Annotated in this window: 13 protein-coding genes; all 13 read right to left on the reverse strand. The window is 45.2% G+C overall.

The features are described 5' to 3' along the window. Positions 1–2: 2 nt before the first annotated feature. Complete coding sequence (locus ACN6MV_RS30165; protein ID WP_076120175.1) at positions 3–1142, reverse strand: glycosyl hydrolase family 8; 1140 nt, start codon at positions 1140–1142, stop codon at positions 3–5. A 174-nt stretch (positions 1143–1316) separates the two neighbouring features. Then, positions 1317–3365 carry a catalase gene (locus ACN6MV_RS30170; RefSeq protein WP_042131536.1) on the reverse strand — a complete coding sequence of 683 codons (2049 nt, stop codon included), beginning with the start codon at positions 3363–3365 and terminating at the stop codon, positions 1317–1319. A gap of 157 nt (positions 3366–3522) precedes the next feature. Then, positions 3523–8577: an S-layer homology domain-containing protein gene (locus ACN6MV_RS30175; RefSeq protein WP_419885425.1), complete on the reverse strand. Its 5055-nt coding sequence runs from the start codon at positions 8575–8577 to the stop codon at positions 3523–3525. A gap of 181 nt (positions 8578–8758) precedes the next feature. Further along, the gene (locus tag ACN6MV_RS30180) at positions 8759–9772 is read right to left on the reverse strand and encodes a potassium channel protein (protein WP_042131537.1); all 1014 of its coding nucleotides are present in this window, start codon (positions 9770–9772) and stop codon (positions 8759–8761) included. A gap of 139 nt (positions 9773–9911) precedes the next feature. After that, positions 9912–10304 carry a DUF350 domain-containing protein gene (locus ACN6MV_RS30185; protein WP_042131538.1) on the reverse strand — a complete coding sequence of 131 codons (393 nt, stop codon included), beginning with the start codon at positions 10302–10304 and terminating at the stop codon, positions 9912–9914. After that, positions 10301–10894: a hypothetical protein gene (locus ACN6MV_RS30190; protein WP_197069824.1), complete on the reverse strand. Its 594-nt coding sequence runs from the start codon at positions 10892–10894 to the stop codon at positions 10301–10303. Before ACN6MV_RS30190 ends, ACN6MV_RS30185 begins: the two co-directional genes overlap by 4 nt. A 39-nt stretch (positions 10895–10933) precedes the next feature. Then, entirely contained in the window at positions 10934–12136 is a 1203-nt protein-coding gene (locus ACN6MV_RS30195) for a glutathionylspermidine synthase family protein (protein WP_419885426.1), read from the reverse strand. Beyond that, a complete protein-coding gene (locus ACN6MV_RS30200) occupies positions 12133–12819 on the reverse strand; it encodes a hypothetical protein (protein WP_042131541.1) in 687 nt (228 codons plus the stop codon). The genes ACN6MV_RS30195 and ACN6MV_RS30200 overlap by 4 nt, the downstream gene beginning before the upstream one ends. A 27-nt stretch (positions 12820–12846) precedes the next feature. Further along, positions 12847–13062 (reverse strand): hypothetical protein, encoded by a 216-nt coding sequence (locus tag ACN6MV_RS30205; RefSeq protein WP_042131542.1) that lies wholly within the window; start codon positions 13060–13062, stop codon positions 12847–12849. 67 nt (positions 13063–13129) lie between these two features. Beyond that, positions 13130–14485, reverse strand: a complete 1356-nt coding sequence (locus ACN6MV_RS30210; protein ID WP_231573974.1) for an MFS transporter — start codon at positions 14483–14485, stop codon at positions 13130–13132. 85 nt (positions 14486–14570) lie between these two features. Continuing rightward, complete coding sequence (locus ACN6MV_RS30215; protein ID WP_042131543.1) at positions 14571–15605, reverse strand: CdaR family transcriptional regulator; 1035 nt, start codon at positions 15603–15605, stop codon at positions 14571–14573. A 139-nt stretch (positions 15606–15744) separates the two neighbouring features. Further along, a complete protein-coding gene (locus ACN6MV_RS30220; protein WP_042131544.1) occupies positions 15745–16902 on the reverse strand; it encodes a glycerate kinase in 1158 nt (385 codons plus the stop codon). A 33-nt stretch (positions 16903–16935) separates the two neighbouring features. Further along, positions 16936–18234: a GntP family permease gene (locus tag ACN6MV_RS30225; protein ID WP_042131545.1), complete on the reverse strand. Its 1299-nt coding sequence runs from the start codon at positions 18232–18234 to the stop codon at positions 16936–16938. Positions 18235–18237: the final 3 nt, after the last annotated feature.

Here is an 18237-nt window from a genome sequence, read left to right on the forward strand (position 1 = left end):
AGTTAATAGACATAGGCCAATAGTGCCATCAAGTTGTCAAAAGAGTAGGCTTGGCCGCTAGCCACATCGCCGAATCCTCCGTATAATGGGCTACCCACATCTGTTACTCTGAACTCGTTCATTCTTTCAATACTTTTATGGTAGAGCGATTCATCGCCGATTTCTGCGCCAATCATAGCTGTTATGGCATAAATGGCTGTAGAACGGATATCATTCAGCGGCTTACCTTCTCTCGAATATTGCCCATACAACGTTCCAGCTTCGACCTGTTGCTTGATAAAATCAATGCTGGTGGATTTCTCCTGTTCTACCTCTGTTAAGGCTAGAATGGATAAAAGCGACTCTACTGTATTGATGTTTTCTGAACTATATTTTCCGGTCTCATAATTAAACCGTGTCTCATAAAAGGGGAATTCATCCGATAAATATCCGTTTTCCAATATTACGTTCATATCATTCGTCAGCTTCTTGCTAAATTGGCTAGGAATCGACAATTTTCGCAAAGTGCCCAAATTAATATAACACAAAGTGACGAATGTGTTTGTTGAAGAATATTCCATATCGTAGAAATCATAAAGCTTCTCATTTTTTACATTATAATCGTAAAATCTTTCGCCATATTTATCCGCTTCAGCTGTATATTGCGTATCACTAAACTTTTCGCCCGCCTCATAAAGAGCTCGAATTATGCGCAAATCATCTACGGCAGCATTCAAGGGGTATAGCTTCTGCTGTTTGGGACTGTAACGGTAGCTGAAACCGCTGTTCATATCAAAGGTTTGCTTAGCTAGTTGCCATTGTTCCGCAAATCTCTCTTGTTGGCCGCTACGCACAGCTGCCAGCATCTGGAGAGATGCCGATTCACTTAGAACCTCGTGTCCACTCGCCACTTCCGCCGACTGATCTGTTTCAATAATATTAGTATATACACCGTACTCGCCTGTGAGCTTCGAGGTAATGAACTGCTCTAAGTTAGCTACTTCCTGGGTCTGGGTTACCGTAGTATCATTGTCTGAATCTGCTGGAGCTGGAGAATTGTTATGAACACTATTAGTCGGATTTGGTGCTGCCGTTTTTTCGCATGCCGTTAACCCGATAACGCCTGCAAATATCGCTAGTGCAGCAATGATTACTTTCCTCAAGTGATCACCTCCTCTTAATATTCTCCTATACTGCTTACTGTCTAGTATTATCTATAACGGTAATATACAACAAAATGTTAAATCAAACTGTGAGCGTTATGTATCTATCCTTGGACAAAAAAAGAGATATCCTTACGCCTTTGGCGAGCGGGATATCCCCTCTGTATCAGTTATTTATTCATTCATACGTTCCCAAAAACGATGGGCAGTAATTGCCGCGACAAGGCTGGCAGCGAACACCTCTCCGCCATCTCCAATGATTACACCCGGACTGCTTCTATGCTGGGCCGTTTCAAGTAGTTTAGCATTTTCAGTAGTCACCGCGATGGGCTTAAAGTGAGAATAGGCTTGGTTCAGGAATTGCGCTGTATCTTTATGGAATTTCTTATGTTCCGAATTTCCACCAGCTGCATAAATTGCATCAAAGAGCACCGAATCTGTCGTGGATAAGGTATGAATGACTTCAAGCTCTGTCCCCTTCGAGCCTTTAATAAATCCAAGCTTATCACTGATTATCTCCGGCTGGATCCCGGCTCTCATAAGCGTATCCAGAACAGGCATCACCAAGTCTTCATCAAATCTGCCGCCTATAATCACACCTATTTTACGTGTGTTTGGGTGCTTCTTCGTATTTGCCTGACTTAGTGCCGGGGAGATTTGAGCCACCTCGGAACCGCCTGTTATCGGAGGCGTCGCCCCAATAGCTTCTGCTACAGGCACAGCAAGCTCTAACGTAACGTTCGCGAGCATATCTACAACCTGCTGCCGGACAGACTTACTCTTTACCTTCCCGAGCTCGAATGAATAGGCTTCAATAATATGCGTTTTTTCTGGAGCACTCATGCTGTTCCAGAACAGCTTAGCTTGTGAAAAATGGTCTTCAAAGCTTTTGCTCCGGCTACGCACCTTACGGCCCTCAACCTTCTCCTGATAATGTACATAACCACCTTCAGCCTCTGTTGCAGGTGCAGGCGTATTGTTAGCAAGCGAATTATTATGATAGCTCACTGAACCCTGATTAATCGTCTGCCGTCCATACCCGTCACGCTGATTGTTGTGGAAAGGACATACCGGTCTATTGATCGGCAGCTCATGGAAGTTCGGACCGCCAAGCCGAATCAGCTGAGTATCCGTATAAGAGAACAATCTGCCCTGAAGCAGTGGATCATTGGTGAAATCGATGCCTGGCACCACATGTCCAGGGTGGAAAGCTACCTGCTCCGTTTCGGCGAAGACATTATCCACGTTGCGGTTCAAGGTCATTTTCCCAACAATCTGTACAGGTACATCTTCCTCTGGCCATAGCTTTGTAGGATCCAGCACGTCAAAATCAAACTTAAATTCATCTTCTTCACTTAGAAGCTGAATGCCCAATTCGTATTCCGGAAAGTTGCCAGCTTCAATCGATTCCCATAAATCACGGCGATGAAAGTCAGGGTCCACACCTGATATTTTCTGAGCTTCGTCCCACACCAAAGAGTGTACACCGAGCACCGGTTTCCAGTGAAATTTAACAAAATGGGCTTTTCCTTGCTCATTAATCAACCTGAAAGTATGCACCCCAAACCCTTCCATCATTCTGAAGCTACGTGGAATAGCACGGTCCGACATCAGCCACATTGCCATATGGGCCGATTCTTGGTTATTAGCTATGAAATCCCAAAAGGTATCGTGAGCCGATGCCGCCTGAGGCATTTCATTGTGCGGCTCAGGCTTAAGCGCATGTACTAAATCTGGGAATTTGATTGCATCCTGGATAAAAAAGACGGGCATATTATTTCCTACTAAATCGTAATTCCCTTCCTCAGTATAGAATTTGGTAGAGAATCCGCGGGCATCCCGCACTGTCTCAGCTGATCCCCGTGATCCCGCTACCGTCGAGAATCGGACAAACACCGGTGTCTTCACGGAAGGATCTTGAAGGAATTTCGCCTTCGTATATTCTTTCAGTGATTTATATACTTCAAACTCACCATGAGCAGCAAATCCACGTGCATGCACAATTCTCTCAGGGATTCGCTCATGATCGAAATGCGTCATTTTTTCCCGGAAATGAAAGTCTTCCAGTAAGGTTGGGCCCCGATCACCCGCCTTTAAGGAGAACTCGTCCTCTGATACTTTTAAACCCTGGTTCGTTGTTAAGGTGTGACCTTCATCCTTACTGCGAAACTGTTCCAGTTGCTCATTCTTGCTGTTTCCGTTCACTTTTTGATGTTCACTCATTAACAATGGCTCCTTCCGAAGGTAAAGTAAATATTGTCATGTATCTCTTACCCTTAAGGAAAGATTGGCAAACAAAAAAAGGTCGTATCTAGCACCCACTTGGCACTAAACACGACCTTCTCTCAATGAATCAGCTTATTTCCTATTTTTGTACTTCTTATTTCACATCGTCGCTAAGAGATCTAAGCCATTTCTCGCTTCCATCTCCATTACGAACCGCTTCATGAGAGAACGTAGCTTCCTGTACATCACCGAAGCCCCAATGGTCCTCTGCAACATCCGGGAATAGCGGTGCCAAACCTTTCAACGGTCCGCGATACAGCATACGATTAATCAGGGTTACCGCTTCGACACGAGTGATTGCATTCTTCGGCTTGAAGGTTCCATCCGGATAACCCGTTAGAAACTTTCCGTTATACAATGCTTCAATCGCATTGCCTGACCAATGACCAGAAGTATCCGTGAAATGTGTCACCGCCGGTGCGCCTGTCTCAAGTTTCAGGAAACGAGCCATAACCGAAGCTAACTCTCCTCTGGTTACAGGTGCGTCCGGACGGAACAACCCGCTCGGATCTCCTGTGAAATACCCGTTCTTCACAGCAATGCGGATATAATTGGTTGCCCAATGCCCTGCACGGATATCGCTGTAAGGAAGAGCATAAGTAATAGTCTCATTCTCCGTTAGTCTAGCCACAATTGCAGCCAGTTCTGCCCGTGTTAGAGAGCCATTTAGCTTAAACTCCTTATCCGGGTATCCTAAAATATAACGGTAATGCTTCAGTTCTCCAAAACGATCGGAGTAGATATTTACCTTCACCAATGCCTTAGCAGAGGATTGCCCGGAGGTAAACTCTCCCGGTACCGTTAAGGCGACCTCTGCAGCATCGATCAATGGCCACTTTACAACAGGAGTAAAGCTACCGCCCTTGCCCACACCTACGTTCGTTACTTTCCATATGATTACGTTACCCGTAACCGTTCCGCCAGCAGCATCTACAACAACTACCCCATCAGGAAGAGTAATCTTTACCTCACCTGTTGCCGATACAGCGGACGAATCGTTCTTGTAAACTACTGTAATCGGTGACTGCTCATTTTCCTTCACTGTGTTCTTCTCTACAGAGAGAGTAAGTGCTACTTTTACGGCCAGATCAATCGAAGTCGATGGAGTAGCACCAGAAGTGTTAGGCACTGGCTGAAGCTGTACATCATGCCGCACAATATCCGTCCCCACAGAAAGAACAGGACTCTTATAATTAATATATCCCTCATTCGTCACCATTAAGTAATAATCCGTATCTGGATAGACCATGTAAGCATAGAAACCATTACTATCGCTCAACTGCTTCGGACTCGCATTATCATTCGGTGCAAATCCTGCAATTACAGGCAATGTAACCTCCCCATTCGGAGTCAAACCTTTACTAGCATTCCGTGGAGTATCCGCGTAATGCAGCATCACTTTTGCACCCTCAATGACATGACCTGTTACAGCGTCAGTGATCGTACCATAAGGATCAACCAGAGACTGTGAAATATTCAATTCACCAGCGGCAGTTACAGCTACTGTATTACGGCTGACTACAATAGATTTTCCAGATTCCAGTTCATAGCGCACTTCAAGCTCATACTGACCTACAGCAAGGCCCTCTGCATTAAATACGCCCTGCGCCTGTAGTGGGAAAGCCTTAGGTTTACCATTCTCCGATACATAGCTGCCATCTTGCTGTTTTAAAAATACACTAGCATGTCCAAGCCATTCGGAGTTCAGCAAGGAAGATTGACCGTTCGTCTGTTTGAAGAGCACCAGACCTGTCAGCGTCTTCTCCGATTCGAAGTTCTCGTCTCCTGAACCCGTTACTTGTCCCACTTTTGCATACTGTTTATACGTAACTTCCGTAGGTATACCGCCCACGTCAACCGTTTGTGTAATCTCCAGCTCATATTTGGCATCGCCTTTAGGCACGACTAGATAATACGCACCCTTCTCATCGGTCACGATATTCTCAATGAAGTCCACACCAGGCTCAATTTTGCCATCACCGTTCAAATCAAGGGTAGCTCGTACTTGAGCACTTGCTACAGGAGTGTTAGATCCCCCCGTTGTAATAAAGCCCTGAATCGAAGCTGGCAAGAATGTAATAGTAATCTCGCTCTTAGCTAATAGACCATACTCGGCATTGTTCACATTAGCCTGAACAGGTATATTCTGCTCGCTAACCCCTGTGATTTGTGCAGAATGGTAAGTTACCTTCGCAATACCGTTGTCATCGGTCACTGCGCGATCACTACCTACAAATCCGCCAACAGCTGCAGTAAAGACCACTTCAATCCCCTTGATTGGGTTTCCATTACTGTCTTTGAGGACGGCAGTCAACTCTGTTGTAGCCTTACCGTCACCCAAAATGCGTTCTGGATTTGCACTCAGTATCAACTCCGTTTGAACCACCTGATAGTTGTTGTCTATCAGCTTATCCGCCCCTTCACCAGCTAACGGAGCATCACCTGCACCCCAAGCGCTAAATGAAGCTGCATAGCTATTCGCTGGGGTATTCAAAGGCAATACAAACGTGGTGTATTCCCATTGCTTAAATCCGTCAGTCTCGTAAGTAAGCGGATTAGCTAAAGTCAAAGTCACGGAAGTATCAGCAACATTCGCCGTTACCTTCTCAGCCGCAAGCGAGCTCACTGCCGACAGTTTAAGCGGTTGACCTGGTATCGCTTTTACGATAGTTGGATCTCCTTGTTTCTTATTACCAACCCATCCATTCAGTGCTTTATGAAGTTCAATCTTCACGGTTGCTTCAACAGGACTTGTTTGTCCGTCAGCATCGGTCACAACATAAGTGAAGCTGTCTTTACCCGAAATGAAATCAGAGTTTGGCGTGTAAATCCATGTATCCCCTGCCGGATTGCCTGGATCAGCAGGTGTTAATGTTCCCTTCAGTGGAGGTGTAGCAATGCCGTACGTAAGACCTGTAACCGTTTCGCGGTCAGTCCCCTTCAGTACAACAGTAAGGGAAAGCACACCCTCGTTTCCTTCTACGCTCAGTGCATTAGCCACCGGCAGTCCATTATAAGTAATGATGACCTCGGCAAGATTCTCAGAGTATACCTGACCATCATACCCTTCCCACTTGAATTTCACTTCTGTACCTTCAGCCAGTTTAGTATCTGGAACAAAGGTAAGACTGCCCAGATCAGCTTTACTCAGAACCGCTGGAATACCTGGCTCAAGATAGACTGCTTCTGTCACCGTATTGTTATAATACAACTGCCCATTAGCAGCAAAGTCTGCTGGAAGAGTGATCCTTACCGTGCTCAGATTACTATTATCATCCTTATAGACATTTGCGAAATCATCTGTTGTAAAAGGAATAGCAGCTCCATGAGCACCTGTCTTATGAATATCTGCGACTACTGGTGGCGCATTGATGGTGATTGTAACATTCTTACTTTCCTTCGCGTATTGCTTGCCATCTGTGCCATTCCATTGGAAAGCCACTGTACCCGTGGTCTCCGCTGTCGGAATAAAGGACAGACTGGCCAGATCTGCCGCGCTGATCTCAACTCCCGGAGTCACCGTCTGTTCAGGTCCATTACCTACACGGTAAACAAGCTTACCTTGACCTTCCGCTGGAACAGTAATGATCTTGACCTTAGTAAGCGGATCGTTTTTGCTGTTTACGAATTTATCCGTGAAGTCTTTGGCAATAAAAGGAACAATATTTCCTTTCTGACTCGACTTCTCAATATGACCCACTGTTGGTGCTGCCGTTGCTGTAAGCGTAACTACAGCATCCACCGCCCCGTATTTCGAGCCATCATACCCATTCCATTTAAAATCAATATTCCCAGTAAAACCGGTAGTCACTGGAACAAAGGTTAATTGCCCAAGATCATTCACCGAAATTTCATCACCGGCTTTTACTGCCGTTTCATTTAATACTAATTGGCCTTTTTCAGCATCCGGCAGTGTAACAATCCTTACCTTCTGCAGCTTAGAACCATAGGCATTACCATTAATTTGATAGTATTTGCCGGAAAATTCATTGGCATTAAAGGCTGTTGGCTCATATTGCAACCCTGCCTTGGTAATATCCTTCGCCACCGGATCGAAGGTTGAAAAAGTATAAATATGCTGAGCTTCGCCCGGATTTGTATATTTTTCTCCGCTAGTTCCACCTCCACGGTCATCAAAGAGAATCACATTTACCGTGTATTCTTTAGACGGACTAAACGTACTGTCCGTAAATTCAGTTTTCCAAGTCTGCTCTTGTCCAGCAGTTGGCTCTTCAAACAGCTTTTTATCGAGCCCTACGTTCTTATCGATTAACTCGCCGTCAAACTCTCTCTTCTCAACAACGCTTACTTCCATGGAATAATCTTTACCCGGTAGCTTAGGAATAAAGCTGGTATCCAGAGTGATCTTTCCATTCTCTACCTTAATCCCTACATTTTCGATCTCTCCGGTCTGCCGTTCACCACCATCAATAACAAGCTGGGCCCAATCCACCTTCATGGTCCAGTTTGTATTAGGGACCACTGAATCCCGGCTCTCTTTATCATTAAAATAATGATGAATCGACAAGCCCACATAATTATCGCCTAGGCCAATTTTGCCAAGATCCTCTTTTTTGAAAGGCAATACCGTTGTATTCCATTTCGAATCTTGCCCTGAAAGCGTTCCTAAATAAGCGCTTTGAGTTATCTCTTTTAGATAACCCTGTCCACCAGTACCTACACCGGAAGCGGCGACAGATGTTTTCCATTTACCAGAAGTTTGCCAAGCTGTATAAGGGTTTACAAGTGCAATATCAGCAGGATTTTTGGAGAAATATACTCTATCCCATTCACCATTTGAACCCGTTTTTGTTAGTGATGCGATCTCATCCACATCGTAAGCCCGAATCAGCATATTAGCGCTCTGCGTCGGAAGCTTAGCAACATCCTTGATCTTAAACTCAATCGGATACTTACTATAGTTATCCGCGGTTGTTTTGTTCTGATTCTTAATATCCACGTCCATGTCACCATCGGCTGCTTCCGTGCCTAACGGACCCCCACCCCAATTATCGGTGTCCGTAAAATAAGTTTTACCAGATGATGCATCGGCAGCTTGTACTATGCCGAAAGTCTGTAGCATTGGGCCTGCCAACAGCACTACAGACAACAAAATACCAACTATTTTCTTAAATATTTTTCCATCCATTCTGTATTTATCCTCCCTAGTATAGTTCTTAGGACATAATAAACCATAATAAGGAGGGTATCTGAACAAAATCTGAACAGAAAACAATTTTAACAGTGAAATAAGTCACATTTTATCAAAAAAGGCGGAATCCCGCGAAGCCTCAGCTTCCGAAAATCCGCCTAATCCGTTTATTTCTGGTCTAACCCTTAATCCTACGATACGTCTCTTCATCGGAAACAACATACAGTCTAGCATCCTCGGGAATAGCCTGATCCAGCTTTCGATTGATACTTAGATCGCTACGATCCGCTAATAAGGTTGCACCTTGCAAGAGCAGGTTCTGAAACGCGTCCCCATAAGTCTTCCACGAAGTATTCACTGGAATCTCATAAATATCATCACCATATTTACGGCTCAGCAGCTGCGTTATCACCTCAGAGTTGCCCTCTTGGAGCGCAGAACGAACAGCCAGTCTAGAGATGGCATCATGTGAAAGCACGAACTCGTTTACCTTGACATGCCTGAAATTCTGTATATTCTTCTCTTGCATTATTTCTACAGTCGTATGTACTTGTGGTGCAATTCGCTCAATACTAGAGGCAATTAACAAAGATTTGCCGTCGATCAGCGATGCTTCATCAATCCTTGTGTCCCCGAACACAATGGCTGCTCTTGCTTCATGGATGTTAGCCTTAAGAAGAATCTCATCACTGGAGGCATCGCCGCTTATAAAGTGAACTTGATCCATATGCTCCAGAGGATGACTTCCTGTCTCATCAATGATGACAATATGGCATTTTGGCGAATAGCATAGAATCTCCTCTACGGCAGCTTGTGCTTTCTTACTCCAATTAATTAGAATCACATGATCCTTTCCACGAAAGCTCAACGTTCCCGCTCCTCTCCTTCTCTGCACCTCCGCAATGGAGTCAATGACCTTACCAATAACCAAGCTGAGGAGGCCGATACCAAAGATATATAGAAACATGGTAAATAGCTTTCCAACTACGGTCTCTGCAAAATAATCCCCATACCCTACGGTCGCCATCGTTGTCATGACCCAATAAAATGCATTAAACCAACTGTGAAACGTATCCGGCTCGATCAGGTAAGCAATCGACGCACTAAGAATTATAAAGATCAGTATGATTAACCCTATCGTCCGTTTACGTAACCGCATCATCTTGGTGGAAATTCTCAGAAAAAGATGCATCTGCCCACCCCTTCTTCACATCAAGCTAACACGCCTTCAGTGTCCTTTAAGGACAGTAAGCGTTTATGAGAGAAATATAGGCTGCCACTCGACGGATGGATCGGGGCAACCTTTGTCCTTAGCCTATTTCAAGTTCGAACTAAACAATTAAACTGCTGACCGCAAATGCAGTCCCAATAAACACCAAGCAAAGCATAGTGCCTACAGCCACATTCCCTTTCTCCAGATGCTCTGAAATCTTAAAGGTTGGGGTTGCCAATTCAAAGATCCAATAAGCCGCTATCAAGCACACATAACCTACCGCAAACCAAATGATCATGTGCAGAATGGAGGTATTCGTATACGCCGCTACGCCAATAATTATAGCCGTTGCCAGAAACTTGCCGCCTAAAGCCAAAGCTACAGCCACATTGCCTTTCTTCAGCTCCTCCATATCTTTAAACGGAGTCATCAAACCAAAGATCACCATGCCTAACACTTGCAAAAGAATAATCACAAACACACTCACAACCAAATTAACCACCATCGTCACTTTGCCCACCCCCGAAATTTCGCATACGCCGAATCATAATCGGCAAAATCATGTACTTCCTCAAGGACTACGGAAGCGGTTTTCTGTTTCTCTAATGCTGTATAACGTTCATCATCAATCGGCTGCTTAATCCGATTACCTGAAGGGAGTTCAAGCACCGCAAAGTTCCTTGTCTTATCCTTATATTTAGTCTTGTATACCCCTACAAGATCAACATCAGTCGTTACCGATACTTTTAGATTGGTAAGATCCTCTGCTGCCGTTTTTTCATCTGCATAAGACTTAATCGTGCTCCATGAAGACAGGCGAACTTCGTTCTTCTGGTCAGCGTCCGTGATTAGCTCGGCATCCATGAACTGAAGAGTCCAAATTTTATCGCCAGTAGCATAATTCCCGTCATTCGGTAGCAGTTCATTATCCGGCAAAACCGTCATGTCACTCCCAATTAAATCCCCTACGGTACTCTCTACCACCCGGTAGTCCCACGGTACCCTTGCTACACTATCTGAAGTTTCAGCTGTTCCTGAATCAAATACACTGCCCTGATTACTGGAACATGCGCTTAGTAACAGTACCGTCAAAAGCATCATACATAAGACTCCGATTCGGGCTTTCTTACTCTTATCCAATTATCTCACTCCCAACGCAATAAAATGACTGGCATTGCCTGTAATCAATCCACCCGCTCGGCCGAGCATACCACAAGGCTTCCCGTTAATCACGAACATGCCTGTCAGCAGATGAAATTCACCCTCTGATGTCGTTATCCGTGCTAAATCGGCTCTTTTTTGATACACAGTGGGGAAGAGCTGACTACTGTCATAACCGTCTTCATCTTCAAGCTCTAGCGCACCGCTATCATCAAACATGCGCACCGAACCTCCTTCACGGCCAAATACAGATTTGGACACAAAGTTTCCAGAGAATACAGGCTTATTATAAGTAGGCAAAATATAGCGCGAGATCGTCTCTCGCTCTTCTTTATCGAATAACAGACCCAGCTCATACATTCCCCACACCGCTGCAACCAGCCCCTTGGACTGGAGCAATATACTGTGAGGGCCGTTAAAGAGTTGAAGATTCCCTTGCTCTACCGCATAAGCGAGGGCATCCCCGCCTTCATCAACAGCCATCCACTCCTTAGGATATAGGGCGAACATACGCTCAATCACACGGTCCTCCCCATCCTTGAGAATTCCGTTGTCGACCCACAAATCAAGGCAATCCACACACCGAATATCGAGACCACTGTGCTTTACTAATGCTTCAATCGTACCTGAATCTTCGAGATGAGATCCATAAGCGACACATGCTGCGGTATCCGGACGTTCTACCTGCCAAGCTGCCGCAACTTGTTCCTTCATCCCTTGATTTGGACTCTGCACACCAGCTTGCTCACAAATCCATGGTGTAGCTATCGAGGCTTCCACATAACCTGTCGGGGTATCCGCATTTAATTCAAGTAGCTTAATCGTCCCATCATGGGCTATGGCAAAGTCGAATCTGGCATACCGACTAATAAGGCCTTCTTCTGGCATAGGATATCCATCAAGCATCTCCCAAAGTACAGGGGGAATCCCCAGCAGTTCATATAAATCGCGCTTTAGATGTACATAGCGAACGGCCTTATCGAGGATGATCCAGAGTTTTGACGAGGCTTCTTCAAGCTCCTTATAAGTGTCCCTGCGCATTACAGCAATTGCATCTAACCAATACTCTTCATCCTCAAGATCCGCCCAAGTGAACCCAAGCTCATACAACGCTTTGACCCGCGGACCTCTTTCAAGCTCAGACTGATCTAGAATTTCAAATACACTCTGCTGCTCACTCATCCGCCAAAACCACTCTTGCTTGAGCCTGATCTCGAAGAGGACTTCGAGCCTGAGCTAGATTTAGAGTTCTTCGAAGAATTTAATCCGCTGGAAGTGCCACCGATTCCATTCTTTGAAGAAGAACCTCTTCTCGTAATGGAACCTGTAGAGGAAGTCGATGTTTTGGGCTTCACAACAGATCCGGGAACCTTCTTATTCTGGAACTTCTCACTGCTATAGGTAGGCGGCTTATAAGTTGTTCTCGTTCCACCATAATAGGTTGGACGGTCCTTAGACCACCCTCTGGAAGAGTAGTTGCCACCACTATTAAACAACATGTGATACAACAGTAAATCATCCCAACCAAAACCTGAATGATAACCGCCATAGTTATTCACTACCGTCGTTCCATTATTGGTAACAACACCCTGACCTTCCTGTTCTACCTCTTGTTCACCTTCTGGATATGGAATATTCCAATCCACATTTTTGTCAAAATAGGCTTTAACCTCTTCGGTAGACCAAGACACTAGCTGTGGTTCATCTCCAGAAGTATTTGCGCTAGCCCCTGCGCCGCCAGGAATAAACATAGCATTCGCTAACAACGCTATGCCTAGCGAAGTAGATAATACTCGAATGGGCTTACCATCAGAGGTGAATAGTTTGGATACAGCAAGTTCCTTATCCTTTTCATCTTTAGACATCGCAAGGTTCTCCTTCCTTTATCTCAATCATTCAGTGTGCATCGGAACAAGCAGAAGCTCCAGCTTGCCTTCATCGACATTCAGCCGTCCTTCAACCGTTTCATATTCAACACTGCCCACCACAATATAATTGACATGCTCTAGCGCTGCGATCATATTCATGCTCCACGTGCGTTCCTCAATGACTCGCAGCCCGCCTTCCGGCATTTTTTCGAATAAGATAACATTCATCCCATTGTCCATTATTACCATTCCTTCCTAAGTTCTGCTATAGCATCTGATACGTCTTTATTACCTTTTCGTTTCAGTTCTAAGCGTGTGTAGACTGCCCAGCTTTGCTCTTGGCATTAGAACGTCTATATAAAAGAAGAATTCCTAACGAGCACAAGCTAACGAGGAGCAACACGCCGTATACATGCTGATATGCTTTTGCTGGGGAGATATCACGCTGAGCATGCAGCAAAATCCCGCAGACTGCAACAGATACAGAGCCTCCGAAGAATTGAACCAGTTGTAAAAGCCCCATGCCCGAACCGATCCAAGTCCTCGGAAGAACGATAGAAGCTTCATTGTTTAAGGATGCCATCGTAGCTGAGAAAGCGGGAGAGAAGCATAGATAACCTAGCAGTAGCACTACAGGTGATACAGAAAGATTCAGAGCAAACACAGCCATAACGGCTGCAAGTATACAATGTCCGATCACTAGGAAGCGTATATTACCGTATCGATCAATAAACCGTCCCACATAACGGGTCAGAAATGCAGATACTAACGCGCCCGGTGCGATAAACAAACCAATCATCAACGCTGACTTATCGAACAGATTAGCGAGCGCAAGCGGCATCAGAAACAAGTTTCCTAAGTTCAATACCAGAATACAAAAGCCTACGGCAACCAGTTTCAAGTAACCTGGCATGGTAAGCAGCTGCGGATTAATGAACGATTCCTTGGCCTTCTTTAGATGTAAGGCATGCACGATAATAGACACTACACCCACCGCTAGCCATACAAGCGACTGGGTAGTTACGGCTACCAGTAGACTTGCCGCATTTACAACGGTCAGCGCCGCTCCCAGGATGTCAAAGCTAGCAGGCTGTGGCTGCTCCTTAGGCAATAACCGCAGCAGTACCGGCAGCACGATAAGCACAAGACAAGTAATGCCGAACAATCCATTCCAGCCAAAGTACTGGCTGATGACGCCTCCGACAATAGGACCCAAACCAAAGGCCATTGCACTACCCGCCGAGATCATCGCAATTGCAGCACCCCGTCTTTCAATCGGAACGTAGCGGCTAGCGAGTACAAGACCCAATCCAGCCATGGATCCGGCACCCGCAGATTGCACGATTCTCGTGATTAATAGTAACTTAAAGTCATGTGCGAACAATCCAAACACGGATGCCAGTCCAAGCGTAATTAAACCAATGGTCAAGAGCTTACGAATCGGCACCAAGTCGGATAACCGGCTATAAATAACTGTCGATAATGCATATCCAATCGAGTAGCTAGAAATGACCCATGAGCCTAGATCAGCAGAGATTTGGAGATCCTTAATAATGGTTGGAAGCGATACATTAAACATCGTTGTATTCATCACTACAATAAAGAGGCACATCGTCCATAATGGCATGACAATTTTATCATTCATTACAACTTTCTCATTCATTCTTATTCCATCCCTGTCCTAATTTATCTATACGTTCCAAACTAATTTTATGCCTATAAAAAGAGGTTGGCAATTAGAATAGGGATTACTTACGCCACATCAATCCACACACTAGTTCGAACAGATCTATATAGTTGCGCGGATTTTTACCCGTCAATGTATGAATGCGGTTAAGTCGGTAATTCAGTGTATTTCGGTGAATATTCAACTTCTGGACTGTTCGATTATGATCTCCATTCTCCGCAATAAATACTTGCAGTGTTTCAATCAGACCCGTCTTATCTCCCGACTGATCTAGAGGAGCATAAATCGTCCCGGTCCGCTCATCCCCATCATAAGATAAGTGTATTAGAAACTTGAGTTCCGCATAGTTGTAGAGCTTCTTAAATGGATCGACTCTACTGCCAATATTAATGGCCGCCTGTGCCTGTTCAAGGGAATAAGCAGCTAGCTCTTCTGCCTCACCAGAGCCAATGCGTCTTACATCACCGCACACACTAAGTTTTCCTATCAGCTCTTTGTAGAGAAACCCATCCGTGATAAAAAACACAGCCTTATCATTCTCCAAATTCCAGTAATGCGGATAGGATCTAGAAACATTTCTGAACTCTTTCCCGTTTACGTCTCCATCCACTAGGATTGCCCAGCATTTCTTCTTGAGATCTAGTCCATAGCTACTCGCCCGCTCTAGAAACTCAAGATCATACGCCTCTTTACGATAAGATAATTCATGATAAAATTTCACACGCCTTACTCTGTCATCCTGCTCCTGCTTATTCCTTGCTTCCTGTTCTATAAGTAATATAGTAGTAACTCTGACCAGCTTGCTAAACGGTCTAACCTCATCCGGATGTCCCGTAATGCCCACGACACCCAAAACTTTATGATCTATAATAATGGGTTCATTCACCCCCGGCTTCATACCACTGCCATCTTCGTATACTTCAAAGACATGCCCACTTTGAATGGCTATTCTCGCTCCCTCATGTAAGGTCCCGACCCGTTTTAGATCTCCACTCCCTACAATAAAGCCGTTCTCATCCATAACATTAATGTTATAAGGAACTACACTCATCATTTCCTGTGCGATTTGTCCTGCGAGTGATTTCGATATCTTCATGTCTGCCCCTCCTGTTCCCGTATATTCTACTCAGAAAACCTCTACTTTAAAAAGAAACAAGAAGAAACGGTTGTCGTCCTCAAAAGACGATAACCGTTTCTCGTAGTAATATAAGGTTGTGAAATCTCTCCGCAGCTTTTTATAATGATCTACCTTGTTTCAGCATGATTAACCGTGCCACGTTCTCAGCGGTTCTTTCCAGATTCTCTTGCCCTTGCTTCAGGGCATCCTCCAATAAAGCCGCACCGGGCATGATGCCAAAAATAGCATCGATTCCTTTATCATACAGCACTTCCGTCTGATCACCGATTCTTCCAGCGAAGGCCAACACAGGTTTATTATATTTCTTAGCGACCTGTGCAACGCCTAGCGGTGTCTTGCCATATTGGGTCTGGAAATCGATGCTTCCTTCCCCGGTCCACACCATATCGGCCTGCTGTACCTTTTCTTCAAGTCCGGTGTAGTCAATAACAAGCTCAATTCCCTTTTTTAACACTCCGTTTAAGAATACCACCAGTCCTGCGCCAAGTCCGCCCGCTGCACCAGCTCCAGGCATTTCCTTAATATCGATTCCAAGCTGTTCCTTGATAACACTCGCATAATGATGAAGGTTGCTGTCGAGCTGTTTGATCATCTCTGAAGTTGCACCCTTTTGCGGACCAAACACGCTCGAAGCACCCGTCGGACCACATAAGGGATTCGTAACATCACAAGCTACTTCAACCTGTACATCCTTCAGACGAGGGTCAAACCCAGTCAGATCAATATTGGCTAATCTGCCGAGCTCACCACCGCCGAATAACAGCTCATTCCCCTCTTCATCCAGTAGTCTGCCGCCCAATGCTTGAACCATACCGGCGCCTCCATCATTAGTGGCACTGCCACCGATACCAATCAGCAGCTTACGGACCCCACGGTCGAGACAAGCTTTAATTAATTGTCCTGTGCCGTAGGTTGTTGTAATCAGAGGGTTTCGTGTCTCAGGAGACACCAGCTGAATGCCGCTCGCACTGGCCATTTCCAGAACCCCCGTCAATCCATCACCTGTAATTCCGTAGGATGCACTAACTTCATTGCCGAGCGGGCCTTTAACTTTAGTAATATACACGGTACCTTCGGTTGCATCGACCAAGGACTGCATCGTTCCTTCGCCGCCGTCAGCCATGGGTACATGAATACAATTTATATTAGAATTCACTTTATGAATGCCTCTTTCCATGGCTTCACAAGCTTCTTTAGCTGTCATGCTTTCTTTGAAAGAATCGGGTGCCAGAACGATAACCAAATCTTTTTTCATAGAATATCCATCCCTTCTAGTTCGAAATAATCGTTATAGGATAAAGCCGTATAGTATAGTAGCGACGATAGCCATCGTCAGACCCACGAGACTTTCATAAGGAATCAGTGACATCCGGTCCTTGATGTTCATCTTAACGGAATCAGCAGTGACGTGGAAGAAGTTACCGTGCGGCAGATGGTCAATTACTGTAGCCCCGGTGTGCACCATAATCGCCGCATTAAGCGGTGCTGTGCCCATAGATAGAATAGCGGGACCGAACGATCCGGCAGCCACAATCGAAGCCGTTGATGTGGACGCTGTAGCGGCCGCCATCAAGATACCTGCAATCGGAGCCAGGAAGGTTCCGGAGATGCCCATAGCTGTAATTGCATCAACAACCGTAGCGCTCAAGTCAGACTTTGAGATAATACCAGCGATGGCACCGGCACCAATCAGGATAATAGCTGTACCAGTCATTTTATTCAAACCGGATGTTGTAAAGGAAATGATGTTCTTCGTCTGTTTCATAGCAATCAGTCCAATGATACCGGCAAGAGGCAAGATGATCATAGAGTCAACTTTAAAGGATTTCAGCAATTCGATATTCAGAATGTTTCCGACCGGATTAATGGCCAGAAGCAAAATAGCGACAACTGGAGCGACGATAGCACGGCCGAAGCTTGGTTTAACCTTAGTGGTATCTTCCTCTTTTGTGACAACATCGCCGTCTGCAATTTTCACACCTTTATTGACCAAGAGATTAGCAATAATAACAGTAACAATCAGACCTGCAACGGCTGGAATAAATCCATGGATCATAACCTGAGCTAAATCCACATCAAAGCCCTTCGCTACGGCAATGGTGTTTGGGTTTGGAGAAATAATATTACCTGCTTTACCGCCACCGACCAGTGCGAGCAGCAAAGCTGTTTTGGAAATACCGATTTTCTTGCCTACGGACAAAGCAATTGGAGCGACGATAATGATAGCTACCGTGATGAATACACCAACTGCTGTAATAATCATAGTAGCTAGTGCTATAGACAATAAGGCTTTCTTTTCACCAAGCTTGTCTACGATGGTCTCGGCCATCCGTTCGGCTGCACCTGATTCAATCAGTACCCCCGCCAGCACACCTGCTGCGAGTACACGCACAACTGCACCCATTACACTATTCGTTCCATCGATAATATACTGTACCGTTTCCGCAATAGAAGCGCCGCCCAATATCCCTCCGGCAATTGCGCCTAAAAAGAGTGCGTAGACCGGATTAACCTTTTTAAAAATCAATACGACGGCTAATATCAATCCTGCAACAGCGCCCATCCAGTTAATTACTGTGCCTTCCATCTC

The organism is Paenibacillus sp. B-A-8, assembly GCF_048572915.1.
Taxonomy (GTDB): Bacteria; Bacillota; Bacilli; order Paenibacillales; family Paenibacillaceae; genus Paenibacillus_AQ.